This window comes from Candidatus Sulfuricurvum sp. RIFRC-1, assembly GCF_000310245.1.
GTDB lineage: Bacteria > Campylobacterota > Campylobacteria > Campylobacterales > Sulfurimonadaceae > Sulfuricurvum.
The window spans coordinates 1,613,684-1,639,619 of sequence record NC_020505.1 but is presented as its reverse complement, the minus strand read 5'-3'; the positions used below and the strand labels follow the sequence as shown (position 1 = coordinate 1,639,619).

At 44.6% G+C, this 25,936-nt stretch carries 24 protein-coding genes; 19 read left to right on the top strand and 5 right to left on the bottom strand.

Features of this window, described 5'->3' with window-relative positions:
- Positions 1-11: 11 nt before the first annotated feature.
- Genes B649_RS08185 through B649_RS08170 form a run of 4 tightly spaced genes read right to left on the bottom strand, consistent with a single transcriptional unit; the run spans position 12 to position 6,163 of the window.
- A complete protein-coding gene (locus tag B649_RS08185) occupies positions 12-1,451 on the bottom strand; it encodes an efflux transporter outer membrane subunit (RefSeq protein ID WP_015654055.1) in 1,440 nt (479 codons plus the stop codon).
- Complete coding sequence (locus tag B649_RS08180; protein ID WP_015654054.1) at positions 1,444-4,575, bottom strand: multidrug efflux RND transporter permease subunit; 3,132 nt, start codon at positions 4,573-4,575, stop codon at positions 1,444-1,446. The genes B649_RS08185 and B649_RS08180 overlap by 8 nt, the downstream gene beginning before the upstream one ends.
- Entirely contained in the window at positions 4,575-5,705 is a 1,131-nt protein-coding gene (locus B649_RS08175) for an efflux RND transporter periplasmic adaptor subunit (protein WP_015654053.1), read from the bottom strand. The genes B649_RS08180 and B649_RS08175 overlap by 1 nt, the downstream gene beginning before the upstream one ends.
- Positions 5,702-6,163: a MarR family winged helix-turn-helix transcriptional regulator gene (locus tag B649_RS08170; protein WP_015654052.1), complete on the bottom strand. Its 462-nt coding sequence runs from the start codon at positions 6,161-6,163 to the stop codon at positions 5,702-5,704. Before B649_RS08170 ends, B649_RS08175 begins: the two co-directional genes overlap by 4 nt.
- A gap of 153 nt (positions 6,164-6,316) precedes the next feature.
- Here B649_RS08170 and B649_RS08165 point away from each other — a divergent pair, with 153 nt between their 5' ends.
- The 13 genes from B649_RS08165 (at position 6,317) to ligA (ending at position 21,012) form a co-directional block, all read left to right on the top strand.
- On the top strand, positions 6,317-7,111 hold the full coding sequence (locus B649_RS08165; RefSeq protein WP_015654051.1) for a polysaccharide deacetylase family protein: 795 nt from the start codon (positions 6,317-6,319) through the stop codon (positions 7,109-7,111).
- Positions 7,112-7,179: 68 nt separating this feature from the next.
- Positions 7,180-7,563, top strand: coding sequence for a helix-turn-helix domain-containing protein (locus tag B649_RS12275; protein ID WP_015654050.1), 384 nt, complete (start codon positions 7,180-7,182; stop codon positions 7,561-7,563).
- Entirely contained in the window at positions 7,556-8,257 is a 702-nt protein-coding gene (locus B649_RS08155; RefSeq protein ID WP_015654049.1) for a nucleotidyl transferase AbiEii/AbiGii toxin family protein, read from the top strand. The genes B649_RS12275 and B649_RS08155 overlap by 8 nt, the downstream gene beginning before the upstream one ends.
- 141 nt (positions 8,258-8,398) lie before the next feature.
- The gene (locus tag B649_RS08150) at positions 8,399-9,268 is read left to right on the top strand and encodes a hypothetical protein (protein ID WP_015654048.1); all 870 of its coding nucleotides are present in this window, start codon (positions 8,399-8,401) and stop codon (positions 9,266-9,268) included.
- A 229-nt stretch (positions 9,269-9,497) separates the two neighbouring features.
- The gene (locus B649_RS12270; RefSeq protein ID WP_015654047.1) at positions 9,498-11,468 is read left to right on the top strand and encodes a bifunctional diguanylate cyclase/phosphodiesterase; all 1,971 of its coding nucleotides are present in this window, start codon (positions 9,498-9,500) and stop codon (positions 11,466-11,468) included.
- A 104-nt stretch (positions 11,469-11,572) separates the two neighbouring features.
- Complete coding sequence (locus B649_RS08140) at positions 11,573-12,709, top strand: succinyldiaminopimelate transaminase (RefSeq protein ID WP_015654046.1); 1,137 nt, start codon at positions 11,573-11,575, stop codon at positions 12,707-12,709.
- Positions 12,706-13,170, top strand: a complete 465-nt coding sequence (locus tag B649_RS08135) for a hypothetical protein (RefSeq protein WP_015654045.1) — start codon at positions 12,706-12,708, stop codon at positions 13,168-13,170. The genes B649_RS08140 and B649_RS08135 overlap by 4 nt, the downstream gene beginning before the upstream one ends.
- Complete coding sequence (murC, locus tag B649_RS08130; RefSeq protein WP_015654044.1) at positions 13,167-14,477, top strand: UDP-N-acetylmuramate--L-alanine ligase; 1,311 nt, start codon at positions 13,167-13,169, stop codon at positions 14,475-14,477. The genes B649_RS08135 and murC overlap by 4 nt, the downstream gene beginning before the upstream one ends.
- Positions 14,478-14,480: 3 nt before the next feature.
- Positions 14,481-14,810, top strand: a complete 330-nt coding sequence (locus tag B649_RS08125) for a hypothetical protein (protein ID WP_015654043.1) — start codon at positions 14,481-14,483, stop codon at positions 14,808-14,810.
- A complete protein-coding gene (locus tag B649_RS08120) occupies positions 14,807-17,026 on the top strand; it encodes an endonuclease MutS2 (protein ID WP_015654042.1) in 2,220 nt (739 codons plus the stop codon). Before B649_RS08125 ends, B649_RS08120 begins: the two co-directional genes overlap by 4 nt.
- Positions 17,027-17,056: 30 nt before the next feature.
- Complete coding sequence (locus B649_RS08115) at positions 17,057-18,061, top strand: hypothetical protein (protein ID WP_015654041.1); 1,005 nt, start codon at positions 17,057-17,059, stop codon at positions 18,059-18,061.
- A gap of 230 nt (positions 18,062-18,291) precedes the next feature.
- A complete protein-coding gene (locus B649_RS08110; RefSeq protein ID WP_015654040.1) occupies positions 18,292-18,720 on the top strand; it encodes a hypothetical protein in 429 nt (142 codons plus the stop codon).
- A gap of 279 nt (positions 18,721-18,999) precedes the next feature.
- Positions 19,000-21,012 (top strand): NAD-dependent DNA ligase LigA, encoded by a 2,013-nt coding sequence (gene ligA / locus B649_RS08105; protein ID WP_015654039.1) that lies wholly within the window; start codon positions 19,000-19,002, stop codon positions 21,010-21,012.
- Here ligA and B649_RS08100 read toward each other — a convergent pair.
- Entirely contained in the window at positions 20,938-22,131 is a 1,194-nt protein-coding gene (locus tag B649_RS08100; RefSeq protein ID WP_015654038.1) for an FAD-dependent oxidoreductase, read from the bottom strand. The two genes, ligA and B649_RS08100, sit on opposite strands and share 75 nt — an antisense overlap.
- An 86-nt stretch (positions 22,132-22,217) precedes the next feature.
- Here B649_RS08100 and B649_RS08095 point away from each other — a divergent pair, with 86 nt between their 5' ends.
- The 6 genes from B649_RS08095 (at position 22,218) to B649_RS08070 (ending at position 25,932) form a co-directional block, all read left to right on the top strand.
- Positions 22,218-22,928: a TlyA family RNA methyltransferase gene (locus B649_RS08095; protein ID WP_015654037.1), complete on the top strand. Its 711-nt coding sequence runs from the start codon at positions 22,218-22,220 to the stop codon at positions 22,926-22,928.
- The gene (locus B649_RS08090) at positions 22,909-23,736 is read left to right on the top strand and encodes a bifunctional riboflavin kinase/FAD synthetase (RefSeq protein ID WP_015654036.1); all 828 of its coding nucleotides are present in this window, start codon (positions 22,909-22,911) and stop codon (positions 23,734-23,736) included. The genes B649_RS08095 and B649_RS08090 overlap by 20 nt, the downstream gene beginning before the upstream one ends.
- A gap of 63 nt (positions 23,737-23,799) precedes the next feature.
- Complete coding sequence (locus B649_RS08085) at positions 23,800-24,216, top strand: c-type cytochrome (protein WP_015654035.1); 417 nt, start codon at positions 23,800-23,802, stop codon at positions 24,214-24,216.
- A 202-nt stretch (positions 24,217-24,418) separates the two neighbouring features.
- Entirely contained in the window at positions 24,419-25,096 is a 678-nt protein-coding gene (locus B649_RS08080) for a F0F1 ATP synthase subunit A (protein ID WP_015654034.1), read from the top strand.
- 132 nt (positions 25,097-25,228) lie between these two features.
- On the top strand, positions 25,229-25,384 hold the full coding sequence (locus tag B649_RS12575) for a hypothetical protein (protein ID WP_291750857.1): 156 nt from the start codon (positions 25,229-25,231) through the stop codon (positions 25,382-25,384).
- Positions 25,381-25,932 carry a thiamine phosphate synthase gene (locus tag B649_RS08070; protein WP_015654032.1) on the top strand — a complete coding sequence of 184 codons (552 nt, stop codon included), beginning with the start codon at positions 25,381-25,383 and terminating at the stop codon, positions 25,930-25,932. The genes B649_RS12575 and B649_RS08070 overlap by 4 nt, the downstream gene beginning before the upstream one ends.
- Positions 25,933-25,936: the final 4 nt, after the last annotated feature.

Sequence of the window (25,936 nt, the reverse complement as noted above, 5' to 3'; positions counted from 1 at the left end):
TGTTATAGAGGTTATCGTCCTGCTGGGAGAAGGTTTGGCAATGGAGGAGTTTGATCTTCACTCCATCCCCCTCCTAATGCTTTGTAAAGTGAAATAGTGGCAATCAGAAGATTTTGTTTTGTAATCAGCAGCTGTTGAGACGCTTGGAGCCATTGTTGTTGTACAAGAAGCATATCGCTGTAGGTAATTGTGCCGACTTGATAGCGCAGTTTACTTTGCATGAGAGCTTTTTGAATTGCATTGGATCGTGCAGTTTGATAGGTGATTTGCTCTTTTGCTTTGGCGGTTTGTCCTAGGGCATTATCGGTGTCATTAAACGCACTGATAATACTTTTTTTATACGCAGCTAGGCTTTGATTCCGATCGGCTTCCGCACTTTTAATCTCACCTTCAATCCGTCCTGCAGAGAAAATAGGGATGCTGATGGCTGGAGCGATTTCCCATATTCGTGCCGGGTTGGAGACAAAACTGCTCAGTTCCAAACTTTGTACTCCTAACATCCCTGTTAGCTTTATACTCGGAAAGTAAGCGGCTCGCGCAACACCGATTCGTGCATTTGCTGCAATCAAATTTTGTTCTGCCGCTGCAATGTCTGGGCGTTTATTTAAAAGATTTGCACTCAAGTTTGCAGGTATTTCAGGAATGGTAATGGTGCCTAACACAGAAGTGCTAACGGAGGTCGGATTTCGTCCTAAAAGGAGATTATAAGAGGACTCTTCGGTAATTTTAGAAGCTTCAAGCTGTGAGAGTGTCGCTTTGGCACTCTCATGCTCGGATAACGATTGTAACAAAACCGGCTCGGCAATAACACCGTGTTTGTATTTGAGCTCATTGAGTTTAACAATTTCATCGGTGAGCATGAGGTTCTCTTTCGCTAAATCAATCTGCCCTTGTAAGGACGAGAGTTTGATATAAGATGCCGCCACATTGGATACTACGGAGAGTTGGAGTGTCTGGGATGAATATTCACTGGAGAGGAGTGCTGCACGAGCAGACTCATTCGCACGACGCACTTTTCCAAACAGATCAATTTCGTAACTTGCGAGTGATAACGATCCGGCATACGTTGATGTAATCCCCTCACGTAGCTGATAACCTCCGTTAGAGGCATTATCAACTGCTTTTCGGTCCAATGAAGCGGAAGCATTGATTTGAGGGTAGAGATACGATTTTGCCTGATCGAATTTACCCAGAAGTGCATCAACGGAAGCCTGGGAAGATTGCAGGTCGTAGTTTGTACGAAGGGCCTCTTCGATGGCATGGTTAAGTGATTCGTCTTGAAAGCTTTTCCACCATTGGATATTTATACTTTGTTGAACCGTCTTATTTTTATCCTGCTCTAAAAAGTTTTCCGGTATAGCCACATTGGGACGAACGTAATCGGGCCCGATGGCGCATCCTCCCAGTAGAAAGGCAGTCAGAATGCTAAGACTTAATGATGTGTTATTCATGATCGGCTCCTTTGGCAGGTGAAAATTTTTCTTGTGCTGTTGCAACCCAATAATAGAGGAACGGAATAAAGTACCGTTCGATAAACGTTGCCGCCAGCATACCGCCGAACATGGCTACTCCAATCGAGAAACGCCCTGCCGCTCCGGCACCTGAACTGAAGATCAGCGGCAGCATCCCGGCTAAAAAGGCAAAAGAAGTCATCATCATCGGACGGTAACGAAGACGAGCCGCTTCCATGGCTGAATCGTAAATAGTTTTACCCATTTGGCGCTGTTCTTCGGCAAATTCGACGACCAGAATCGCATTTTTTGCCGAGAGGGCGATGAGGGTGAGCAACCCAATCTGGAAGAAAACATTGTTATTCAAGAACGGAATCAGCCATACAACGGTGTACGCCCCCATAATACCATAGGGTACGGCGAGCATAATAGAGATCGGCAATGTCCAGCGTTCATACAATGCTGAGAGAATCAAATAGACCATCACCAAGGCAAAAGCCATAATCATGAGTGCTTTGGAACCGACGAGTTTCTCTTGGAGATATAACCCCTCCCAGTCGTAACTTACAGAGGAGGGCAGTATGCTGTCCCCTTTTGCTTCTAAAATTTTGATCAAGTCGCCTGAACTGTATCCGGGAGAAGGGGAGCCCATGACTGTGGTACAGAGGACACCGTTAAAGTGCTCGATCGAAGAGGGTGCACTGGACATTTTGGCCGTAACAACGGAAGAGAGAGGGACGAGTTGACCGCTTGATGATCGAACCCATGCACGTCCGATATCCTCGGGCTTGGCACGATAGGGTGAATCGGCTTGCATCTGTACCCAATAGGTTTTACCGTTTTTATCGAATTGATTGATGTACATTGTTCCGATGGTTGCTTGGAGTGTTTGAAAAATATCGCTGATGGCAAGTCCCATCATTTTGGCTTTTTCACGATCCACTTCAATGGATAGTGTCGGGGTAGTAATGTTCATTGTTGTCATCGGGTTCTTGATGCTCGGATCTTGACGCAAATCAGAAACGAACGCATTGGTCGTATTGGCAAGCTTATTAAAATCGTTATCACCCGGTTGCAATAAGCGTAGGCTAAACATATCCGATGGCCCCATACCACGAATCGGCGGCGGAGGCATTGCAAATACTTTTGCTTCTTTGATACTGCCCAGTTTCGGTCCTAAAGAGTCCAGAATACCGAATACTTTGAGCTCTTTTGTGGTTCGCTCATCCCATGATTTGAGTCGGGTAAAAATAACGGCGGAATTCGGTTCTTGGGAGAACGTGAGGATATTCAAACCGGTAATTGCGGTGTATTTGTAGACCCCTTCTTGTTTGCCAAGAATAGCTTCCACTTGTTTAACGACCTCCAAAGTACGGTTAGCAGTGGCACCTTCGGGAAGGTTGACGCTGGTGATAAAGTACCCCTGATCTTCCATCGGTAAAAAAGCGCTTGGGAGTGTTTTGTGAAAAAATCCGATAAAGAAATAGGTGGAGAGATAAATCACCAAAAAGATCAACGATTTACGAATCATAAAACCGGATCGGCGAACATAGTTTTCAGTCATATTCGCAAATTTACGGTTAAACCAGCGGAAAAAGCGAGCCGGTTCTTTCTCATGATGTTTTAAAATCAGAGCACCGATAGCCGGTGCAAAAGTGAGTGCCATAAATCCTGAGAATACGACTGAAATTGCAATAGTTGCTGCAAATTGCTTGTACAGCTGTCCCGTCATACCCCCTAAAAAGGTAGCAGGGATAAAGACGGCACACATGACCAGCACGATGGCGATAACGGGACCGGAAATTTGAGCCATAGCTTTTGTAGCCGCTTCTCGTGGGGAAAGTTTTTCACTTTGTAGAATCCGCTCCATATTTTCAATAACGACAATGGCATCATCGACAACAATCCCTATGGCGAGAACCAATCCGAAGAGGGTGAGGGTGTTGATCGAATAGCCTAACAGATACATACCGATAAAAGCACCCGTGAGCGAGATCGGGATCGAGAGAATCGGGATCATAGCGGCACGGAAACTTTGTAAAAAGAGGTAAATAACCAAACTAACCAATATTATGGATGCGAGGAGGGTAAAAGCAACCTCTTCGATTGAAATTTTGACGAAATCGGTGGTGTCATAGGGGATGTTATACTCAATCCCTTTCGGGAATTTTTTAGCGAGTTTTTCCATTTTAGCGGCAACGGCGGCGGAAGTATCGAGGGCGTTGGCATTGGTATCGGCAAAAATACCGATCATGGCCGCCGGTTTACCGTTGACCCGTCCGAAAAATTCGTAGTTTTGGCTGCCGAGTTCAACCCGTGCAACATCACGTAAACGGATCATAGAACCATCATTTTTGGAACGGATAATGATGTTTTGGAACTCTTCGGGAGTCGAGAAACGCCCTTTTGAAGTGAGTTGCATCGTCCACATTTGCTCATCAGTCGTCGGTGCTTGTCCTAAACGTCCCGGTGAGACTTGGAGATTCTGATCTCTGATCGCCGCAGCGATTTCAGAGGTGCTGACACCCAGTGATGCCATACGGTCAGGATTCAGCCAGACACGCATCGCATAGTCGCGTTGACCGAAAATTTGGCTTCTCCCCGCACCGGGGATTTTTTTGATTTCGTCGAGGAGATTGGCGGAGATGTAGTTACTGATCCCTGTCGCATCGTAGCTTCCATCGGGAGAGGTAATGGCCACGATTAGCAAAATATCGGAGGTTTTTTTCTGGACGGTGACACCCAAATCACGGGTTGTTTGAGGAAGTTGCGCGATAACGGAGTTGATTCGGTTTTGAACATCAACTGCTGCTAAATCTTGATTGACCCCGATGTTGAATGTACACGTAATCGTTGCACTTCCCGGTAGGGCTGCCGCTTTGGACGACATATACATGAGGCCATCCGCTCCCGAGATCTGAGATTCGAGAGGGGTGAGGATATTGTTCGCGATGGTTTGTGCATCGGCACCCGGATACTGTGCGCTGACGACAACGGTAGGCGGGGTGAGATTCGGCAACTGCGAGATCGGGAGCGTTTTAATCGCTACAAATCCGAGCAGCATAATAATCATCGCGATAACAGTTGATAAAATAGGGCGGTTAATAAAGTATTTACTAAACATTATTTTGAATTCGGAATGACTTCCGCTCCTGGTTTGAGTTTAGGCAGGGCGTCTGCGGCAATTTTATCACCGGCATTGACACCGCTCTCGATCAGGATATTTTCACCGACCCATTCTCCTACTACGACGGGTTTAGGGGTAACGGTATTGTTAGCTTCGATGGCGTAGACGAATTTCCCTTTTTCGCCCGTGAGCAGTGTTTTTTGAGGAACGTAGAGGGCATTTTTCCATTCCATCCCTTTGACTTTGACTTGGACAAACTGTCCTGGGAGGAGTTTATGGTCGCTGTTATCGATAAGCGCACGATAGGTGATATTTCCGGTGGTCGAATCGACGAACGGTGCGATAAAATTGATCTCCCCTTTGCGCGCTAATGTCGTTCCATCGCTTAGGGTGAGTTCAACGAGGTATTTTCCGTCTTTCGGAGCGGTGAGTTTACCTGATGCAATCGCATTTTGTCGGGTAAGTTTTTCGTTTTCGCTAAAGGTAAAATTGACGTACATCGGGTCAGTCTGATAGATTGTTGTGAGCAGTCCGTTGGCTCCGGCCGCAACGTAGGTACCGACATCGATTTTGGATTTATCGACAAATCCGCTGATAGGAGCTTTGATCACGGTATAGCTGAGGTTCAGTTTGGCTTGTTCCAGTGATGCTTTTGCCGCCATAACGGCAGCGGCACTGTTTCGTTCATTGGCGGTTGCGGTGTCGAGCTCCTGTCGGCTTGCGGCATTGGCTTCGGCAAGAGGTTTGATACGGTTTAAGACAGCTTTGGCATTGGTGTAGTTGGCGGATGCAAGTTCATACGCGGCTTTGGCACTTTCAAGAGAATTTTTTAAATCCGATGGATCGATAACAAATAATGTTTCTCCTTTGTTGAGGGCTGAACCCTCAGTGTAGGAGCGTTTTTGGAGGTATCCGTTTACGCGGGCGAAAACTTGTACGGTATTAAAGGCTTGCGTTTGACCTGTTGCTCGGAGAACTGCCGGGAAATGACCCGTTTTGACTTCGGTTGTCGTCACAGGAACAGGACCCTCCGGCGGTTTTTCCATCCCTTTGGCTTTGGGACGTTCGCATCCGCTCATAGCGAGGATGAGGGCGCTTGATAAAGCAATAGTAGTTAAACGATTCATTCGGATTCCTTTGAGGTGTAATTTAGAGAGAGGCACATTTGTTTTAAAACACGCAGAGTAATAGCAAGTTCTTCGGGATTAAAGTGTTTTTGCAAAGATTCATTAGCTTGTTGCAACACTTCCATTGTCGGTTTTTCGAGGGCAATTCCCTGGGGGGTGAGGGTGACAAGATTGCATCGTTTATCGTTTTCGTCAGTAGCACGTCCAATAAGTGAACGTTTTTCCAATCCTGCAATCAGGCGTGTGATAGAGGTTTTATCTTTTCCGACGAAATCCGCGATGTTTTGTTGTGTTGAAGTCCCTTCTTTCCACAAAACGACCATTACTTTGAATTGCTCAATCGTCATATCGATTCCATGCAAAGAGAGCTGACGGGTGAGATAGTTACGTGCCGCCATTGCGGAGAGGTTGGTAAGACACCCTAACGATTCTTGTGTCGGGCATTCACATCGATTCATATAAACTCCTAAATAGTTGAATATGCAACTAATTAAACGAATTCTATTTTATTTAGGTGTTGAAAGTCAAGGGGAATTTGTTAATAATATTAATGCTTAAGCTAATGATATGCGCTATAATCCGCCGATTTTTATTTCAGAGGGTTTTAAAATATGTTTCGATTGTTTTTGCTGGTTATGGTTTTGATGGGTTCGTTGTGGGGTGCAGTAGCAGAAAAAAAAGTCCCCGTATTGTGTTACCACCGTTTCGCTCCCGAAGCAGTTGATTCAATGACGATCAAAAATTCTGCGTTTACGGAGCAGATGGAGTGGCTTAAAATACACGGCTATAGCGTTATCCCTCTTGATACGGCAATGGGGTATGTAAACGGTAAAGTGAAAACAATTCCTGCCAAATCGGTTGTTATCACCGTCGATGACGGGCACAAAAGCGTCTACAGCGATATGGCTCCGATCGTTAAAAAATACAAAATACCTGTCACACTGTTCATCTATCCGAGTGCGATCTCGAACGCTAAATATGCGATGACATGGGAACAACTCCGTGATTTGGAAACAACGAAACTCTTTCACGTCGAATCTCATACTTATTGGCACCCGAATTTCAAAAAAGAGAAGAAAACACTATCTCCAGAGGAGTACGCTAAATCGGTTGATAAACAGCTAAACGGATCGAAGAAAAAACTCGAAGAGAAAATGGGACATGAGATCAAATACCTCGCATGGGTGTTCGGTATTTACGATGATGCGCTTCTTGTCGATGCAAAAAAATCGGGATATACGGCGGCATTTACAATCGATCGACAACATGCCTCTTCGGGTGATCATGTGATGGCATTGGGGCGTTATATGGTGGTGAGCAAACACACGATCAAAGAGTTTGTGAGAATGGTGGATGGAACCGAAGATCGGATGAGCAAAGATAAAAAAGAAGTGGTACAGTATTGATGTCCTAAATATTTGACATTTTTATCCGATATTCGTATAATTTGTTAAATATCAAAAAGGAGACCATCATGAAAACCAAAGAGATCGCGTTATTGCTCGGCGTACCTCCTTCAACGTTGCATGATTGGAAAAAAAATCCTGAAAAGAAAAATCTTGCGGCGATGCTCACTGCAATGCCAAAAGAGGTTGCATTAGGGTTCATAAAAGATGCAACAAAGAAGCAAGCACCTAAGATGCTTTTGGCGACAGTGAACTGCTCCATCGGAAATGTTAAAAAACACCTCAAAGCCTCAGATATAAAAAAGCTTCTTGTAGGGGATAAACCTGAAACATCGGTTGAAAAATACGCGCTCGATGTGATCAAAACTGAAGCCACTCACGAAGAGATTATTGCATTTGCAACTTACTATCGCATTCCGAAAAAAAGTCTCAGTAAGATTTTAAATGGATAAGCTTGATTTTATTCGAGAGCATTACGGAGAGCAGATTAACGCATTTAGATGGCTGATCGAAGAGCGATTCGGGTATCTGCCGAATCAAAATAGTTCTCTTTTACGTTTTGGAGGGGGAACGGCGCTTGCTATTTACTATTTTCAACACCGTAAAAGTTTTGATATCGATTTGTTCGCTACCGATCAGCAGGTTTTGAACTATCTAAGTCCGAAAACATGGATCGAGGAATCACGCCACTTTAATAGCAGTGAATATATCGATCAAGCACACCATGTCGGTCTTTTATCTAACAATAATATCAAAGTTGATATTCTCGTCTCGGCAGATTTTATCGAGCCTCCTTTGATCGATTCATCGCTGGAACTTTTCCCTATCAACCTTTACGTTGAAAGCATCTCCGACATCATTGCAAAAAAAATCGTTTTTCGAAATGCTCAAAATAAAACAAGGGATATTATCGACATAGCGGTAGCCCTTTCAAAAGATCCAAATATATTGGCTTCTATTGTAGAAAAAGGTGCGGTAAGTATTGAAAATATCAAAATACTTCAAAGTGCTATCAATGGATTAAATAGGGAAAAATATGTCTATGAAACAGAGATAGTCGAGCCTTTTGCGCAATACATTGATATTGCTAAATCCGCTCCGGAAATAATTTTGGAAGAGTGTTCAAGGTTGATTGAAAATTTTTAAAGTTCCGTTCGTGGTGAGCTTGTCGAACCATGAAGAAATTTCCCTTCGACAGGCTCAGGGTGAACGTTCGGAAAATCAGAATAAATTTTGCTACAATATTTGGTGTTAAATATTAAAAAATAACTAAATAATGAGAATTTGATGGAAAAAAATATAGAGTTAAAAAGACCGTGGACAATTAAAGTTTTCGTGATTATTTTTGGAGTCCTATTCGGGATCAAACTGATTTCCTTTTTGACGGATACAACTCAGACGTGGGCTTTCATATATTTTTTGATCATTTCGATATCGATCTTCGGTATCTGGCAAGGACGTAACTGGGCAAGAAATTTGTTTTTGGTGCTCATGATGCCATTTTTTTTATTGACATTTTTTCTTGTTCTGTATGCTTTGTTGAATTTAAGCAATACAAGTGAATTTCGAGAAAATCTGTATTTAATCTTGAGTAGTATTCTGTCCCTTGTTCTTATGGTAATTCCTTTTTTAAAACGATCGGCAGAGTGGTTTGATCGTGAGTTAAAAACATCGAGCGAAAAGGCAAAAGGAATTCCTTGGCAGTATCAGTTGATGCTTACCGTTGCCTCGATTGGAGTTGGTTTTTTAGCAATCTCGATGAGCCCTCAATTTGGATTTTTTTCATCTTTTATCAAAGAATGGATTCAGATTAATCACCCTTCGTATTGGGGAAAATTTGCGATACTTTTGTTTTCTGTCAATCTTAGTACACTGATCGGTGCTTTTATTGTTGAATTCCCGTTTAGTTTGGTTTTGGGATATCTAAAAAGGGAGTATCGTTTTTTATTATGGCGTTTGATAACATTAGGGGGATTTTTTCCAGTGTATACGACTTATTTCGTACTAGGTAATAGAACAGAAAATTTCACTTTTTTTATTTCTATTGCATTATTGAATTTAATTACAATCAGTCTTGTTGCTTTATTCGGATTGGCAATGGGTGAGAAGATGGCACGTTATGTCGACACACTGCGTGTGCCGATAGAGATAAAATAAATTACAGCCCCGTCACGCTATAATATAACAACAAATTCCATTACAAAGACCGTTCATCGCATTGTGAACGCTATCCATTTGAAAAACTCATCGCTTTAGTAGAAGGAATAGCTTCTCAACTATTTTACAAATATATCTTATAAAAAGTTATGATACTATGCGTTTAAATGAAAGCAAGAAAATATTATTCATTTATTCATATTGTTGATTTGTTGGAGAAAGAGTATTGATGAAATACACTACAAAATTAAAGATCAAAATTACATTGGCTATCTCTTTTTTTTTAGTGTGGGTTGTCATTATAGGTTTTTCTCAATATTATAGAGAAATTGAAAAAATCGACAAAGATTGTAACGAAAAGCTTTTAACCGCAGCACAACTTGCACGTCATATTGTTGGAGATGACTTTCACAATCAAATCAAATCCGGAAAAGTTGTTTCCGAAAGGGAAGATATGAAAAATATCCTTGCCCTTTCAAATTTTGCCCAAGAGGCTCACGTTAAATATATCTACACCATTATTTTAGATGCGAACGATACTCTCCGATTTACTTCCAGCAGTGCCTTGGAAAAGGAACTTCTTACCGGTGAGAAGCTCACCCGTTATTTTGATTCGTATGAGTACTATCCTAAAATGATCACCGCATTGGAAAGTGGGAATATTGTCTATGACCTTGATAATGATACGGATGAATGGGGGAGTTTTCGAAGTATTTTTGTCCCCTACACCACAAAATCAGGAATGCGATATCTGATGGGTGTCGATATAGACAATAAGTCAATGGAGATTAGAGCTAGAGAGACGATCATTAGTGAAGCGATTAAAAGCATAGTTTTGTTTTTTGCTTTATTGCCGCTCTTGCTTCTGTATCGGGCACATTTTTATAAAACCAATCGAAGGCTGCGTCTATTGGTCGATAAGGCAACGCACCAGCTTCGTTATATGAATAAAAATCTCGAAAGGCTTGTGGATGAAAAAAGTGCCCAAATACTCAGTCAAGCACTCATTGATCCTCTAACAGAACTACCGAACCGAATGCAATTACAGCAAGACCTTATGATTGATGGGTTTAAAGGAATTGCTATTGTCAATATAGATGATTTCAAAGAGGTAAATGATTTTTTTGGTATTGCGATCGGCGACAAGATTCTTCGAGAATTTGCGAAGGAACTTCAAAGTTTTAGGTTAAAAGTCTATCGCCTTAACGGTGATGAATTTGTCATCTTTAAAGCTGTTGCGGATGAAGGCGACCAGATAGAAGCAGATTTTCGTTCAATGGTTCAAGCGCTTCATGAGAAAGTATATATCATTGATGGAGAGACTCTAAATCTGAATGTTACCGTAGGAATTGCGATCGGACAAAAAGATCTTCTTGGGCAAGCAGACATTGCGTTGCACCTCGCTAAACAAACAGAACAATCCATTGTTGTTTACAAAAAAGAATACTCTACCGAACAAAAAGCAAAACACTATCTCTCTCTTTCTCAAGCAATACGCCAAGCTTTACTTTCCTCACGAATCATATGCTATTATCAGCCGATTGTCGAAGCGGCCTCGGGAAAAATAAAAAAATACGAAACGTTAGTACGCATGGTGATGGAAGATGGAACGATACTCCTTCCCGGTGATTTTTTGATGGTTGCTCAAAAGACAAAACTTTATACTGAAATCACAAAAGAAGTTATCCGACAGGCATGCGAAACCTTTCGTTTACGACCCGAAGGATTTTCAGTCAATTTATCTGCTCGCGATATTTTATCGTCGGATACGGTAGATTTTATTTTGGACACTATCCGAAGAACGGATACTGCAAATCGGATCGTATTTGAAATTTTGGAATCAGAGGGGATAGAAAACTACAAGGAAGTCTCTTTGTTTATTCAAAAGATGCAAAATGAAGGGGCAAAAATTGCAATTGACGATTTCGGATCAGGATATTCCAGTTTCGAAAATATTTTGATGCTCAATGTAGATTACATCAAAATAGACGGCTCTTTAATCCGGAACATAGATCACGAGCAGCGTCATGCTATAGTAGTTCAAACCATTATTGAGTTTTCCCAGAAAATCGGTGCCAAAACAATCGCCGAATTTGTTTCTTCTGAACCCATTGCGGATAAAGTTAAAGAACTTGGAATCGATTATTCACAAGGATATTTTTTCGGAAAACCGGAACCTTTGCCAGCCTACAAAACATAGTGAGGGAATGGCATTCATCGTGTCACATTCCTTCATGATATAATTTAAATACAGCCTTGGGACGCTATAATATATCCATTAAATTCCATTACAAAGACCGTCCTTTGCATTTTGAACCGTACCCATTTGAAAAACTCTCCGCTTTATTAGACGGGATAACTCCCAATTCTGCCTATTCACCGATCGCTTTGACCATCGGTGAACCGCAGTTCGAAACCCCCGCCTTTATTCAAAAGTCAATCGCCAAACATTCCGAAGAGCTGCGCCGCTATCCGAAAACGGCAGGGGAAGCGTATCTGAACGACTCCATGCGCGGTTTCGTCGAACGCCGTTTCGGGGTGAAGCTGAAAGTTGATGAGTTGGTGAGTTCGTTTGGGACGCGGGAAGTGCTCTTTAATTTTCCCCAATATTATCTCTTCGATAAACAAAGCCCCGTCATGGCGTATACTAATCCGTTTTATCAGATTTACGAGGGTGCGGCAATCGCTTCTCGATCGAAAGTGATTCACCTCAATCTGACCGAGCAAAACGGGTTTAAACCGATCATCAACGAAGCGGAACTTTCTGAGTGTGATTTGGTCATATTGAATTTTCCGAACAATCCGACGGCATCGGTATTATCACTTGATGAGTTAGGAGAATGGGTGAAACTTGCGCTCAAACATAACTTCTGCCTCATCAACGACGAGTGCTACAGCGAGATTTACACGGATCAAAAAGTGCCGTCGCTTCTCGAAGCCTCGGTTTATGTGGGGAATACGTCGTTTAAAAATGTCCTCGTCATTAACTCGATCTCCAAACGCTCGTCAGCACCGGGGCTTCGCAGCGGGTTTATCGCCGGAGACGCAGAAATTTTAAAAGGGTACGCGCAGTATCGTACCTATGTCGGATGTGCTTCACCTTTGCCGTTACAAGCGGCAGCGGCGATGGCGTGGGCGGATGAGTACCATGTCGAACGGACACGTACTGTCTATGCGGAGAATTTCAAAGCGGCGCAGGAGATTCTGGGCATTGAAACGTCCGATGCGACCTTTTACGTTTGGCTCAAAGTACCTAATGCTCTCGAATTTACCCAAAGACTCTATCGCGACTATAACGTGAAAGTGTTGCCGGGAGAGTTCTTGGCACGCAATGATGCATCAGGGGAAAATCCCGGCATCGGCTATATCCGCATCGCCCTCGTCGAAGAGACGGTTCGTACGATCCAAGCACTTAATCGCCTGAAGGAGGCACTCTCATGAATCAGTTAAAAGATAAAATTTTCCAAGCACAGAGTGAGGGGGATATCGCCTCGTTGTACGTTCTTGAATCCAAAGCCCATGAGAGTTTTGATGAAGATACGTTGATGGCCTATTACGCCAATATCCTCGATCTTGCACTGGAGCGTCTCACCAATGCGCTGGAGAATCTCGAAAAACTCGATATGAGCGAAGTACAGGATTTCGCGACGCTTCGAGCCTTGTACGAATACGCGATTGAGCATTACAGTGCGGGATCTGTAACCGATGCCAGTGCGCTTTTTGAAGTGCTTGGCGGGATCAGCAATGATGAGGAATTCGGCGCGGCGATGAGCGTCCACCGTGCGCTCTGCGATGCACAAATTCCGTTTGATGATTTTATTGATGAGTATGTCGATATGGCCGCAACGCAGGATGGTGGGAAATTTTATATCAGTTTTTTTAAAAAGGAGATCGGCGCATGAAAATCCATTTTATCGGGATCGGCGGGATCGGGATTTCGGGTCTGGCCAAATACATGCGTTTCAGCGGTCATGAGGTGAGCGGTTCGGATATGAAAGCAACCCATATCACGCAGCGTCTCCTTGATCGCGGGATCAAAGTTTTCATCGGACACGATGCGGCCAATATCCCGCAAGGGTGTGATCTAGTGATCCATTCAGCGATCATTCGTGACACGAATGTTGAAGTAGTTGAAGCCAAAAACAGAGGAATCGAAGTACTTCACCGCCGTGATGCGCTGCTTCGTATCCTCAAAGAGAAAAAAGTGTACGCGGTGTGCGGTGCACACGGTAAAAGTACGACGACGGCGATTTTGGCGTCGATCATGAGCGGAAGTGCGATCATCGGTGCGGAGTCCAAAGATTTCGGCTCCAACGTCCGCTATGACGGAAGTACCGATGTAATGCTGTTCGAAGCGGATGAGTCTGATGGAAGTTTTCTCAACTCAAATCCGTACTGCTCGATTGTCACGAACGCTGAACCGGAACACATGGAGTATTACCATTACAACATCGATGAATTTCATAACGCCTACAGCCGTTTTGTTGAGATGGCACCCCTTCGTATTATCAATGCGGAAGACCCTTTTATGTCGACATTGACGTACGATGCGATTCGTCTTTATCCGAGTCAGGATATTACTAATATCCGTTATATCCTCCTCGATGATGAACCTTACACCCATTTCACCCTCAAAAATATGGGAGAGTTCGAAGTGTGGGGATTCGGTGAGCACATCGCGATGGATGCGAGTTTGGCGATTTTGGCGGCGGCTCAGACGATGAGTCTTGCGGCGATCCGTGCGAATATTCTCCATTTTAAAGGGATCAAGAAACGGTTTGACGTCATTTTTAAAGGCTCTGACCGTGTTATCATCGACGATTACGCCCACCATCCGACCGAGATCAAAGCGACGATGGAATCGCTTAAAATCTATGCGGAACTCAAAGGTTTCAAACGGATTATCGCTATCTGGCAGCCGCACAAATACTCTCGTACCATCGATAATCTCGATGCATTTGTAGCGTGTTTCGAAGGGTGTGCCGAACTGGTTATCCTCCCCGTATGGGCGGCGAGCGAAGAGGTGCGTGAGATCGATTTCACAGGACGTTTCGGACACTATAACCTTACGATGAGTGATAAACTTCACCGCGCGGGGGATACGATCGAATCGATTATCGGTGATACCGTGGTTCAAACCTATGATCACGATCTTATTGTCGGATTTGGGGCAGGGGATTTGACCTATCAACTACGGGGAACCAAGTAAATTATGGGTTATTTAGTATGGTTCGGGATCGTCGCCCTTGTATTTGCGTTGTTGCACTATTTTACGGAGCTTAGCGGAAAACAAAAAGGGATTATTTCTCTCGTAGTAACATTGATTATTACTGCGGCCATAATGTATAACGTATCGATGGATCGTGACCGTGCAAAAGTAAGCGAAGTCGAGCTTAAATATCAGCAGGGTGAAACGCTGGTATGTCGAGGGATTGAGGTGAACAACTCAACGTTCGGGTACAGTGTAGGGACTCAAAGTTTTGTCGGCAATCGCGGAAGTAAACATTATCAGCAAATTATCAATGCACGTGAGTGTCAATGAGTGCTCTCTCCTCTAACCTCGCCGAGCTTTTCGGCAAGCTCGATCTTCTCCCTCATATCGCCTCATTAGAGCATTTCTTCTCCCGTGAGCAAAACATTGCAATGCAGGGAGATCAGGAACGCCATTACCGCTATATCCAAGCTCTCGATGCGTTAGAGTTTAAAGCCCCGCCGAAGAGTGTCGGGTTTGAGAGCATCATCAACCACCTCAAAAAGCAGGGGGTTTTACGGTTCGAAGAGATCCATGAACTCCTCAAAGTCGTCCGCTACTTTAGATTGATGCGTAACCACGAGTTCGGAGGCCTTATCGGCGAATGGATGGGGACGATCATCATCCCCGAACCCTTTAATGAGATCGATGATTATTTCGATTATGAGGGGAACTTTATCGAGTCGCGTGATGAGGAGCTCCATAAAATCGCACAGCGGATCAAAGCGATCAAAACAGAGATCAACGACTCCATCAAACGGCTCTTTCACACCCAAAAACTCACCCCCTACCTCGTCGATACCCAAATCCACTACATCAACGACGAAGAGACCCTCTTGGTGCGCGGCGGGTTCAACCATGTCCTAAAAGGCTCCGTCGTCGGACGGACAGGAGCGGGGTTTTTCTATGTTGCCCCCGATTCGGTGCTCCGTTCCAAAGAGCAGTTGCGTTATGTGTTGCAGGAGCGGGAAAGCAAGCTCTACGAGTATGCGAAACGATTTAGTGCGAAACTCTCCAATCTCGTCCCTTTTATCGGATTTATTGACCGCGAGTTTGATCGGTACGACCACTATCAAGCGCGGGTACTCTTTGCTCGTGCGAGAGATTTCGCGATTCTCAAGCCTCAAAATAACGGCGATATCGTTCTCAAAGAGTTCTCCCATCCCGCTATCCATAAACCCAAACCGATCAGCGTCGATTTTCGCTCCAATCTCCTGATGATTACGGGGGTCAATGCGGGGGGTAAAACGATGCTCCTCAAATCGCTCCTCTCGGTGGCTTTGATGGCGAAATATCTTATCCCGATGAAGATCAATCCTCACAAATCACGGATCGGGAGTTTCAAACGGATCGAAGCGGTGATCGACGATCCCCAAAGCGTCAGCAACGACATCTCCACCTTTGCGGGGCGGATGGTACAGTTTAGCTATCTGTTCGAGCATAAAAGCGCTCTGGTCGGGGTGGATGAGATCGAACTTGGAACCGACAGTGACGAAGCAGCGGCACTTTTTGCCATCGTCCTCGATGAGCTGATCAAACGGGGTCAGAAGATCATCGTCACCACCCACCACAAACGGCTCGCCGCATTGATGGCGGATCGGGACGATGTAGAGCTGATGGCGGCATTGTACGATGAAGAGCGCCGTTTACCGACCTATGAATTTTTACAAGGGGTGATCGGTAAGAGCTACGCGTTCGAGACCGCCACCCGTTACGGAATCAACCCTGCCATCATCACCCGTGCTAAATCGCTCTACGGTGAAAACCACGAGAAACTGAGCGTCCTCATCGAGCGGGGGAGTGAGTTAGAACGTGAGCTGAAGCGAAAGAACCGCGAGGTCGATGAACGGCTTGAATCCCTCAAAACCCAAGAGAGCGCACTCAAAGAGGCGCGGGAACACCTACGGGTAGAACTCGATGCCGAAAAAGCGAAACTCCGAACGGGATACGATGAAGCGATCCGCGAAGCGAAAGAGGCGGCAAAAGGGATGGATATGGCGGCAATCCACCGTCAGCTGAACAAAGCGCAGGCGAAATTGCCAAAACCCGAACCGATCAAAATCGCGGAACCCGAACCGATCAAGTACGAAGTGGGGCAGACAGTCAAATACCGCGCCCAGCGCGGAACCGTCGTGAGCGTCGGAGCCAAAGATGCGATGATTGAGGTGGAAGGGATGCGCTTACGTGTCAAACTGACCGATCTAAAACCCAGCGGCAACCTCCCGAAGAAGCCTAAAGTAACCGTTACCTCTGAAATCGATCAAAAAAGCGGTCTCAAACTCGATCTTCACGGATTGCGAGGAGAAGAGGCGTGTGAGCGGATGGATAAATTCCTCTCCGATGCACTGTTGCAGGGATTTGATGAGGTGATTATCTATCACGGGATCGGAACGGGGAAACTTTCCTTTGCCGTCAAAGAGTTTCTAAAAGAGCATCCGAGTGTTAAAAGCTTTAGTGATGCGCCACAGCATTTGGGTGGATTCGGGGCGAAGATTGTACGGCTGTAAAAGTTCCCCTTTAATGATGTGGAAAATCCTATGGCAATAAGAACATTTCAAAATGATGGAAAAACTCTATTGAGGTTTGTTGCATTTTCTTCATTCTCAATAAAAGGCTCTTACCGTTATAAAGATGTGCTTCAAATAATGTCCCTGCCTGAGGAAGCACCAAAGCCACAATATGCTATTGGTGAGTACCCTCTTGTTATTGAGTATATGTATAATCCAATTGGTAAAAAAGAGCTTGAAAGGACACTTTCTGAATATCCTAACCCAGATAGCTTTGATGAAAGGATTCTTGAGTCACGATATGATTTTACAAAGCAGGATGAAATCCTGTGTGTATTATCTGTAATTACAAAATATGTCATTAGCAAAGAAGAAAATGGTCGAAGATGGGTTTTATGTGATACAGATAGGGATTGGATTTCAGTTGAACGTAATGTGGGTTATTTCTGGAAAGGGCTAAGTCAATTCGGTGGAGAACTGACAGATATTGATATTGATTGTATTCCTGAGATTCAATTTGAACAATACTATAGTAAAGAAGCGTTTTTAGGTGAGCCATTTATGATTAGTGACTCTACTTCTTTGCTGTTGGATAAATATTTTTTGTTGGATGAAGCTAGAAAAGAAGCATTTTTATCTGCATGTGTTTTGTTTGAACGCTCATCCCGCACTTGGGCAATATCCCATAGTCTTGCATATATTGGTTTTGTTTCAGGTATTGAAGCTTTAATCGTGTATGAAAATAAGGATGTAAAAATCGAGAAGTGTGATGATTGTGGTCAAGAGAAATATAAAGTAACGCAAAAATTTCTCGCATTTTCAAGGGACTATGGTAATGATAGTCCTGAGTTTAAAAAGTATGTGAAGAAACTTTACGAACGCAGATCGTTGATCGGTCATGCGGGGAAGCTTCTTTCCCATGATATGGTCGGGAGAATTTCTGGTCCTGTTGTAGAAATGAATGATGGAATAGAATTAAGAAATTTGCAGCGTGTTGTAAGAATCATGATGATTAATTGGCTTGCTAAGGTTTAGCGGATATATTCCTCGTTTCCACTTTTCACGCATTCCCACTTTCCAAGTGGGAATGCAGACTGACAATATACACTCCTACTCCGGAGAGTGGGAGCGAGAAATAAATATCTTAGCTGTAAATCCATCCCCTTTTCTTGCAACCTTTCTCATTTCCTAGCAGAATCTATAAAATATGTCATTTTATATCATTTTATGTTATAGTAAAAATATTACAGAAAAAAGGGGTCATCATGAAGCGTTTTCTCCTATCAGCGGCAATTGCCGCTGCCACTCTCACTGTCCCGGCACTCGCTACCGACGTCGGTGTTTCGGTTAGCATCGGTCAGCCTGGATTCTATGGCCAAATCGACATTGGCAATTTCCCGCAACCAAGGGTGCTCTACGCTCAACCGATAATTGTTGAACGGGGAGTATCGATGCATCGCCCGCCACTCTATCTGCGCGTCCCGCCTGGGCATGCCAAAAACTGGAAGAAGCACTGTCACGAATACCGCGCTTGCGGCGAGCGGGTCTTATTTGTGCGCGATGACTGGTACGAGCGCGAGTATGTTCCGCGTTATCAGGAAAGACACTCTGATCGCGGGTATGACAATCGGGACAATGGCCGAGGTAATGATCATGGGAACAAAGGTCACGGCAATAAGCATGATAGAGACTAAACAATAAAGGGGCAGGATGCTTTTAGCCTATGCCGGAAAGGCCGAGTGCTGATTGTTTTCGCGGAACGCGAAAATATTTACATAAAAGATTCCCGTGATCCATCACCTAGAGCCGCTCCGGAGGCAGTAGTGCCGGGAGGAACGAGCGTTCTTGGATCGCGGTATGCTCTTTTGTGTACTTTTCTGGCTAAACAGAAAAGGACATCCGCTTCTTATTTATCTAGTTTTGCGTAAAATCATAAAAAAATTTACATTGCCGATTAAAAGACGAGAAGCTTAATGACCCAAACCGAATACAAAACTGCCGTAAAACAGCTCCAAAAATACTCCTATCACTATTACGTCCTCGATGATCCGATCACGACCGACGAGGAGTACGACATCCTCTACCACAAAGTCGTGGCGTATGAGGGTGAACATCCCGATCAGATTATCCCCGATTCTCCGACACAGCGGGTCGGAGACGTACCGCAGGACAAGTTTGACAAGGCACAGCATCTTAGCCGTATGTGGAGCCTCGAAGACCTCTTTAACCGCGAGGAGTTGGAGACGTGGGTGAATCGTATCGTAAAAGGATACGGTGATGTCCGCTTTTACTGTGAGCCGAAGTTTGACGGGGCGAGTTTGAACCTCATTTATGACAACGGTGTACTGACTCAGGCGATCACGCGCGGGGATGGTGTCGAGGGGGAAGATGTGACCCAAAACGCCAAAACGATTCAGAGTATCCCCCTCACAATCCCCTATACGGGGCGGATAGAGATTCGGGGTGAAGTGGTGATTTTCAAAGAGGATTTTGAGAAGATCAATCTGGAACGTTCCCGTAACGGCGAGTCTCTTTTTGCCAATCCGCGAAATGCGGCGGCGGGAAGCCTCCGTCAGCTCGATACCCGCATCACCGCGTCACGCCGTTTGGTCTTTATGCCTTACGGTATTGGAGCCAATAACTTGGAGATCAAAAACCTCTCCGAGCGGATGGAGTGGGTCTATGCTCTGGGATTTCGTAATCCTCATATGACCCATTTGTGTGAGAGTGCGGATCAGATCGAGACGTTTTACCATGAGATGCGGGTTGAGCGGGATAATTTCGCGATGTTGCTCGATGGGATGGTGATCAAGGTTGATGCTATCGCGGTGCAAGATGAACTGGGCTATACGGTCAAAAATCCCCGATGGGCGGCGGCGTATAAATTCCCTGCCATCGAGAAACTCACAACTTTGCGCGAGGTAATCATGCAGGTGGGGCGCAGCGGTGTTGTCACCCCTGTCGCCATCGTCGAGCCGGTGGACATCGAGGGGGTAACGGTAGAGCGTTCGACGCTTCATAATTTCGATGAGATCGAGCGCAAAGATATTCGGATCGGGGACAAAGTCATTATTTTACGAAGCGGTGATGTGATCCCGAAAATCGTCAAGGTGATCGCGAGTGAGCGTAACGGTAGTGAGCAGATCATCCACCGACCGAAGCATTGCCCCGTCTGTCATTCAGAACTACTCGATGAGGGGGCGTTGATCAAATGCCAGAACCTCTCATGCGAAGCGCGGGTGGTGAACTCAATCATCTATTTTGCCTCCAAACAATGTCTCAATATCGACGGGTTAGGGGATAAAATCGTCGAAGCGCTCCACAGTGCGGGTATGGTGCGTGAACTCAGTGATCTCTTCGGTCTCACGATGGATCAGCTACTTTCATTGGAAGGGTTCAAAGAGAAAAAAAGCCGTAATCTCATCGAGGCGATTGCGGCGGTCAAAGGGTGCGATTGCTGGCGTTTTATCAATGCGTTGGGGATCGAGCATATCGGTGAAGTTGCATCGAAAACATTGTGCGGTGCATTCGGGACGGCGTTTGATCGTGCGAGCCGTGAAGAGATTTTAGCGTTGGAAGGTTTCGGCGGTGAGATGGTCGAATCGATCCTCGAATTTTCCCGTGTTAATAGTGAGAAGATTGAAACATTGCGCACACTTTTAAATCCCGTAGCCCCTATCAAAGTGGAAGCGGCAGAGAACCCGTTTAAAGGGAAAAGCGTCGTGATTACGGGATCGATGTCGGTGCCGCGCGATAGTATCAAAGCCATATTAGAGGGATTAGGGGCGAAAGTCGCTTCGTCCGTGTCGAAAAAGACCGATTATGTGGTGTACGGAGAAGATGCGGGGAGTAAGTACGATAAAGCGGTCGAGTTGGGAGTAACATTGCTCACCGAGAGCGAGTTTCGAGAGTTATCGTCGCTTTCCGATAGCACTACGACGACGCAAGGGGTTAGTGTAAAGGCGAAAAATAGTCTTTTTGATTAAATAGGCGATATACCCTTTGACCTTGATCCCTCCGGGGAGCAAGCCCGCTCCGTATTCACCCCCTAATGCAATCATTACCCCTTGATTTTTAAACCGAAACGGCTGTTTGCTTTTTCCCCTCAGTGAGAGAATAATATTTCGAGCAACGCTCTCACCTCCACGTTCGGCAAGCTGAGCGGTCGGAGGGATAAATTTCCCCTCTTCATTCAGAGCTTGTGTGATATCGCCGATAGCGTAAATATTCGGATGGTTTGGGATATTGAGGTTTTCATCGACGATCAAATGCCCTTTGGTGTTTGTCTCAAATCCGAGATATTGGGTGAGGGTCGATGCGGCAATACCCCCTGTGAAAATCATAAATTCGAAATCCAGTATTTTGCCGTTATCGAGGAGAATTTGGTTGGCACGTACTTCGCTGATACGGTTGTTGTGCCAGACGTGAACACCCAGTTTGATAAGGCGCTCATACGCACTCTCAATCAAAAACGGGTCCATCCCAAAGAGGATACTCTCATACGCATCGATGAGGTAGACATCTACCCCTCGGCACCCGAAATTTCCGTTTTGATAAAAACTATTGGCGTATGCCGCCATCTCTGCGGCGATCTCTACTCCGGAAAGCCCTGCTCCTCCGATCACGATATTAAAAGGTTTTACTTCACACTCGCGACTTTGTGCTTCGATACGGTTAAGGAGGGAGCGTTCAAACTGCTGTTTGAAATCGAGTGCGGAGGGGATACTTTTGACTCCGTGGGAATGTTGGCGAAGCCCTTTGATGAAATCGGGAAAATAGGTTCGGCTTCCGGTGGCGATAATGAGATAATCGTATTGGATACTTTGTGTCGCTGTTGAAACGGTAGAGGAGAGAGGATCGATGCCGCTCACTTCGTCACAGATAAATTGGACCAACCCGAAACTTTTGCAGAGTGAGGGAAGATCGATCATCACGTGGGACATATCTACTTTGTTGGCGATGAAATCATAGACTTCAGCCTGCATATAATGGTAAGGATTTTTATCGATAAGTGTGATCGTAATATGTGTGTTATTGGCTAAATGTTCGATTGCACGAATGCCGCCGTATCCTCCTCCGATGACTACCACATGAACTGATTGCATAAAAAATCCTTACCTGAAAACATTCGCGCAATGGTATCCTAAACAAAGTTATGTCACGATAACGAATTAAAAGATAATGGAACACTATGAGACTTGATAGTTATTTGGTAGAAAATGGACTCGTTGAGAGCCGTAATAAAGCGCAGCAGCTGATTAAAGAGCACGCGATCAGTGTTGATGGCAAGATTGTCGATAAAGTGTCGTTTGATGTAGCGGAGGGGATGAGCGTTACGATTGCCGATACGGAACTCTACGTCAGCCGTGCCGCCATCAAACTAAAAGGGTTTCTCCCCTATACGGAGTGGGAGTTGAACGGACTTCGCGCCCTTGATATCGGTTCCTCTACGGGTGGATTTACCCAAGTTCTTTTGGAAAAGGATGTCGCGAGTGTCACGTGTGTGGATGTCGGAAGCGATCAGCTTCATCCGAGTTTGCGCAGTGAGCCGCGTGTCAGTGTTCATGAAAATACCGATATTCGAGTTTTCAGCGCTGAAATCCCTTACGAGATCGTCACGTGTGATGTGGCGTTTATCCCCCTCGAACTGATCCTCGAATCGATCGATCGACTCGCATCGAAATACATCGTTCTCCTTTTCAAACCGCAGTTTCAAGTGGGACGTGAAGTGAAACGGGATAAAAACGGCGTCGTAAAAGACGACAAGGCGATAGGCAAAGCGATGATCCGTCTCGAAGATGCGTGTGCACTGATGGGATGGAAACTGGTCGCTAAAGAGGTTGCCCATATAGCTGGAAAAGAGGGAAATCAGGAGACATGCTATGGCTTTGTCAAAGGTTGACTCCATTGCCATCGGCGGATTTGACGGGATGCACATCGGGCATCAGCAGTTGTTTGAACAGCTAGGGGAAAAAGGGGCGATTGTCGTTATTGAGACGGGATACGCCAACCTAACACCCGGAAATGAGCGGGAACACTATAGTCACTATCCGATTGTTTATTATTCCCTTGATGATATTCGTCATTTGGAAGGGGCAGAATTCGTTGCTATGCTCAAAGAGCGTTTTCCCCATTTGAATAAAATCGTTGTTGGATACGATTTTCACTTTGGAAAAAACCGCCGTTATTCGCATAGCAATTTAGGTGAATTATTTTCAGGCGAAGTCAAAGTTGTGGATCAAGTAAGCATTGATAACGATTCCGTTCATTCGCATAAAATACGAACCAAAATCCAAATCGGAGATATCACCGGAGCCAACCGCTTTTTGGGACATAATTATTGCGTAAAAGGTTCGGTGATTAAAGGGCAGGGGATCGGGAAAACCGATCTCGTTCCTACGATTAATCTCGAATGTCCGGGTTTTCTTCTTCCGTATGAAGGGGTCTATGCCGCATTGACACGTATCGATGATGAGGAACATTTTCACCCCTCTGTCGTTTTTGTAGGGCATCGTGTCACTACGGATGGAAGTTATGCGATCGAGAGCCATATACTAGGTGAAACGATTGAGAGTTGTGAGAGGGCATCGATCAGTTTTGTAAAGTTTTTGCGTAAAAATGAGAAATTCGATTCCCTTGATTCTTTGAAACAGGCGATTGAGAATGATATTACTACCGCTAAGAGAGAATTACGTCACCTGAGTTTATAGAAATTATAAGACTTTTTTAAATCTAAAGTGTTATTATTAACTATATCGATTAAGGAGCTGTTGATGAAAACACGGGGTTTACTTATGATCGGGCTTGCGTCATTATTGATGACGAATGTGTATGCTGCTAAAGCGGCAAATAAAATGGGAAATATATATAAAGAGCGATGTGCCAACTGTCACGGGATTAAGGCAAACGGAGTTCCGAAGCTTAAAGAACAAGCGGGAACAACGGTCGAAGAAGCAACGGCGCAAGGTACATCTTCTCAAGAAAAAAGCAATATTTACGGTCCTCCGCTCAATGTCTATACTCAAGATGAGGTTTATCGTAAGTTGATGGATCTAAGAAGCAAAGATTTTGATAGTCAATCGTATCACTCGGTAATGCGTAAAAATTTGAAAGTCATTGAAGATCGTGAAGGTAAAATTTCCGATGAAAAAATGGCAGAGTACATTTTTACGACATTTGGCCCTAAATAAATTTCTTTCCCCCAGTTCATCTGGGGTCTTCACAAAATATGCCTCTTTTTTCCTCATACATACTGCTTGTCGAGTGCTTCAAAAATAGATTGATGATGATAATATAAGCGCAAATAGGGAAGTACGTTATATGGGTTTATAGGAATTTAATCTGGGTTACGGTAAAATCCCGTTAATATTTCTATTGCAAAGGACGCTACCTATGGGTGAGTTGTTTACCTTCTTTGGCCTTTATAGCCACGATCATAGCTTCATTTTCCTCACACACATGTTGCTTACAGCAGCAATCGTGTTGATTATCGCGAAATTGGCTACGTCAAATCTTCGTCTTGTTCCATCAGGGACACAAAACGTTATGGAAGCTTATCTTAGCGGCGTTCTTGCTATGGGTGCGGATGTTATGGGTAAAGCGGAAGCTCGCCGTTATCTTCCACTCGTTGCAACGATCGGTCTTTTCGTCGGTATCGCAAACATTATCGGAGTTATTCCCGGTTTTGAAGCACCGAGTGCATTTTTGGATTTCACCCTTGCATTGGCATTGGTTGTTTTCGTGTACTATAACTTTGAAGGTATCCGCCGTAACGGTATCATCAGCTACTTCAAACACTTTATGGGTCCTGTATGGTGGTTAGCATGGTTGATGTTCCCGATCGAGATTGTTTCTCATATCTCACGTATCATCTCTTTGAGCTTCCGATTGTTCGGTAACGTCAAAGGGGACGACATGTTCTTGATGGTAATCTTGATGTTGGCTCCTTGGTTGCTTCCGATGATCCCGTTTGCATTGTTGACATTTATGGCTTTCTTGCAAGCGTTCATTTTCATGATGCTCACCTACGTTTACCTCGGCGGTGCAGTTCTTCTTCACGACGACCACTAAGCCCTCTATATGAAGCGAAGTACGTTCGACGCACTTTTAAGCTTCCTCGGAGGCGTATCCTGGGCTTTTGTTATTATCGGAGCCTGGGTTACTTTCCAATCTTTCGTTTTCCTCGGTATCGTTCCCGCGTTAATGTTTACTTTCATCTTTATCTTTTTGGCAGTATTTTTACTCTTGGTGTTAGAGACGATGTCGATGGCACGGGAACGTAATGATATGATTGCGAAACAAAACGAACTTCTCGAAGAGATTCGGGAAAGTGTAAAACGTTCCTCTACGGACGCGTGAAAACCTATCTAATTACCGACCCCTCTTACTACGGCAGCAGTGTCGATTCTCTTGAATCATCGCTAAATGCTGTGTTTTCACAAGCTCTTCCCGATTTTGCCCTTTTCAGAGACAAACAAGCTCCTGATTATGCAGCACTCGCACATGTCTTTGTAACAATCTCACGGGAATATAAAGTCCCTCATGTTTTGCTTCATAGCGATTATGTACTGGCTCAGAAATTAAATGCCGATGGTGTACATCTAACATCGTCGCAATTTGAAGATATTGCCGAAGCAAAAAAGCGGGGGCTATACGTCATTATCAGCACTCATACTCATGGTGAAGCATTAAAAGCACAAGTGTTGGGTGCCGATGCGATCACCTACAGCCCGATTTTCACCTCTCCGAACAAAGGAGAACCCAAGGGTTTAGAGGATTTAAAAGAAATAGTGGCTAAAATAAGAGTACCTATTTTTGCGTTGGGCGGAATTACGACCCAAGAGCAGATAAAAGCGGTTGAAGAGTGCACTCCCTATGGTTTTGCCTCTATCCGATATTTTATATAAACCA

Excerpts from the sequence above, each read along its gene's own strand:
- B649_RS08100 (WP_015654038.1), bottom strand. The coding sequence starts at position 22,131 with ATGCAATCAGTTCATGTGGTAGTCATCGGAGGAGGATACGGCGGCATT.
- B649_RS08180 (WP_015654054.1), bottom strand. The coding sequence starts at position 4,575 with ATGTTTAGTAAATACTTTATTAACCGCCCTATTTTATCAACTGTTATC.
- B649_RS08090 (WP_015654036.1), top strand. The coding sequence starts at position 22,909 with ATGGCTTTGTCAAAGGTTGACTCCATTGCCATCGGCGGATTTGACGGG.
- B649_RS08080 (WP_015654034.1), top strand. The coding sequence starts at position 24,419 with ATGGGTGAGTTGTTTACCTTCTTTGGCCTTTATAGCCACGATCATAGC.
- B649_RS08115 (WP_015654041.1), top strand. The coding sequence starts at position 17,057 with ATGGCAATAAGAACATTTCAAAATGATGGAAAAACTCTATTGAGGTTT.
- B649_RS08085 (WP_015654035.1), top strand. The coding sequence starts at position 23,800 with ATGAAAACACGGGGTTTACTTATGATCGGGCTTGCGTCATTATTGATG.
- B649_RS08095 (WP_015654037.1), top strand. The coding sequence starts at position 22,218 with ATGAGACTTGATAGTTATTTGGTAGAAAATGGACTCGTTGAGAGCCGT.
- B649_RS08170 (WP_015654052.1), bottom strand. The coding sequence starts at position 6,163 with ATGAATCGATGTGAATGCCCGACACAAGAATCGTTAGGGTGTCTTACC.
- B649_RS12270 (WP_015654047.1), top strand. The coding sequence starts at position 9,498 with ATGAAATACACTACAAAATTAAAGATCAAAATTACATTGGCTATCTCT.
- ligA (WP_015654039.1), top strand. The coding sequence starts at position 19,000 with ATGACCCAAACCGAATACAAAACTGCCGTAAAACAGCTCCAAAAATAC.
- B649_RS08175 (WP_015654053.1), bottom strand. The coding sequence starts at position 5,705 with ATGAATCGTTTAACTACTATTGCTTTATCAAGCGCCCTCATCCTCGCT.
- B649_RS08120 (WP_015654042.1), top strand. The coding sequence starts at position 14,807 with ATGAGTGCTCTCTCCTCTAACCTCGCCGAGCTTTTCGGCAAGCTCGAT.
- B649_RS08125 (WP_015654043.1), top strand. The coding sequence starts at position 14,481 with ATGGGTTATTTAGTATGGTTCGGGATCGTCGCCCTTGTATTTGCGTTG.
- B649_RS08155 (WP_015654049.1), top strand. The coding sequence starts at position 7,556 with ATGGATAAGCTTGATTTTATTCGAGAGCATTACGGAGAGCAGATTAAC.
- murC (WP_015654044.1), top strand. The coding sequence starts at position 13,167 with ATGAAAATCCATTTTATCGGGATCGGCGGGATCGGGATTTCGGGTCTG.
- B649_RS12275 (WP_015654050.1), top strand. The coding sequence starts at position 7,180 with ATGAAAACCAAAGAGATCGCGTTATTGCTCGGCGTACCTCCTTCAACG.
- B649_RS08150 (WP_015654048.1), top strand. The coding sequence starts at position 8,399 with ATGGAAAAAAATATAGAGTTAAAAAGACCGTGGACAATTAAAGTTTTC.
- B649_RS08135 (WP_015654045.1), top strand. The coding sequence starts at position 12,706 with ATGAATCAGTTAAAAGATAAAATTTTCCAAGCACAGAGTGAGGGGGAT.
- B649_RS08165 (WP_015654051.1), top strand. The coding sequence starts at position 6,317 with ATGTTTCGATTGTTTTTGCTGGTTATGGTTTTGATGGGTTCGTTGTGG.
- B649_RS08185 (WP_015654055.1), bottom strand. The coding sequence starts at position 1,451 with ATGAATAACACATCATTAAGTCTTAGCATTCTGACTGCCTTTCTACTG.
- B649_RS08110 (WP_015654040.1), top strand. The coding sequence starts at position 18,292 with ATGAAGCGTTTTCTCCTATCAGCGGCAATTGCCGCTGCCACTCTCACT.
- B649_RS12575 (WP_291750857.1), top strand. The coding sequence starts at position 25,229 with ATGTTTACTTTCATCTTTATCTTTTTGGCAGTATTTTTACTCTTGGTG.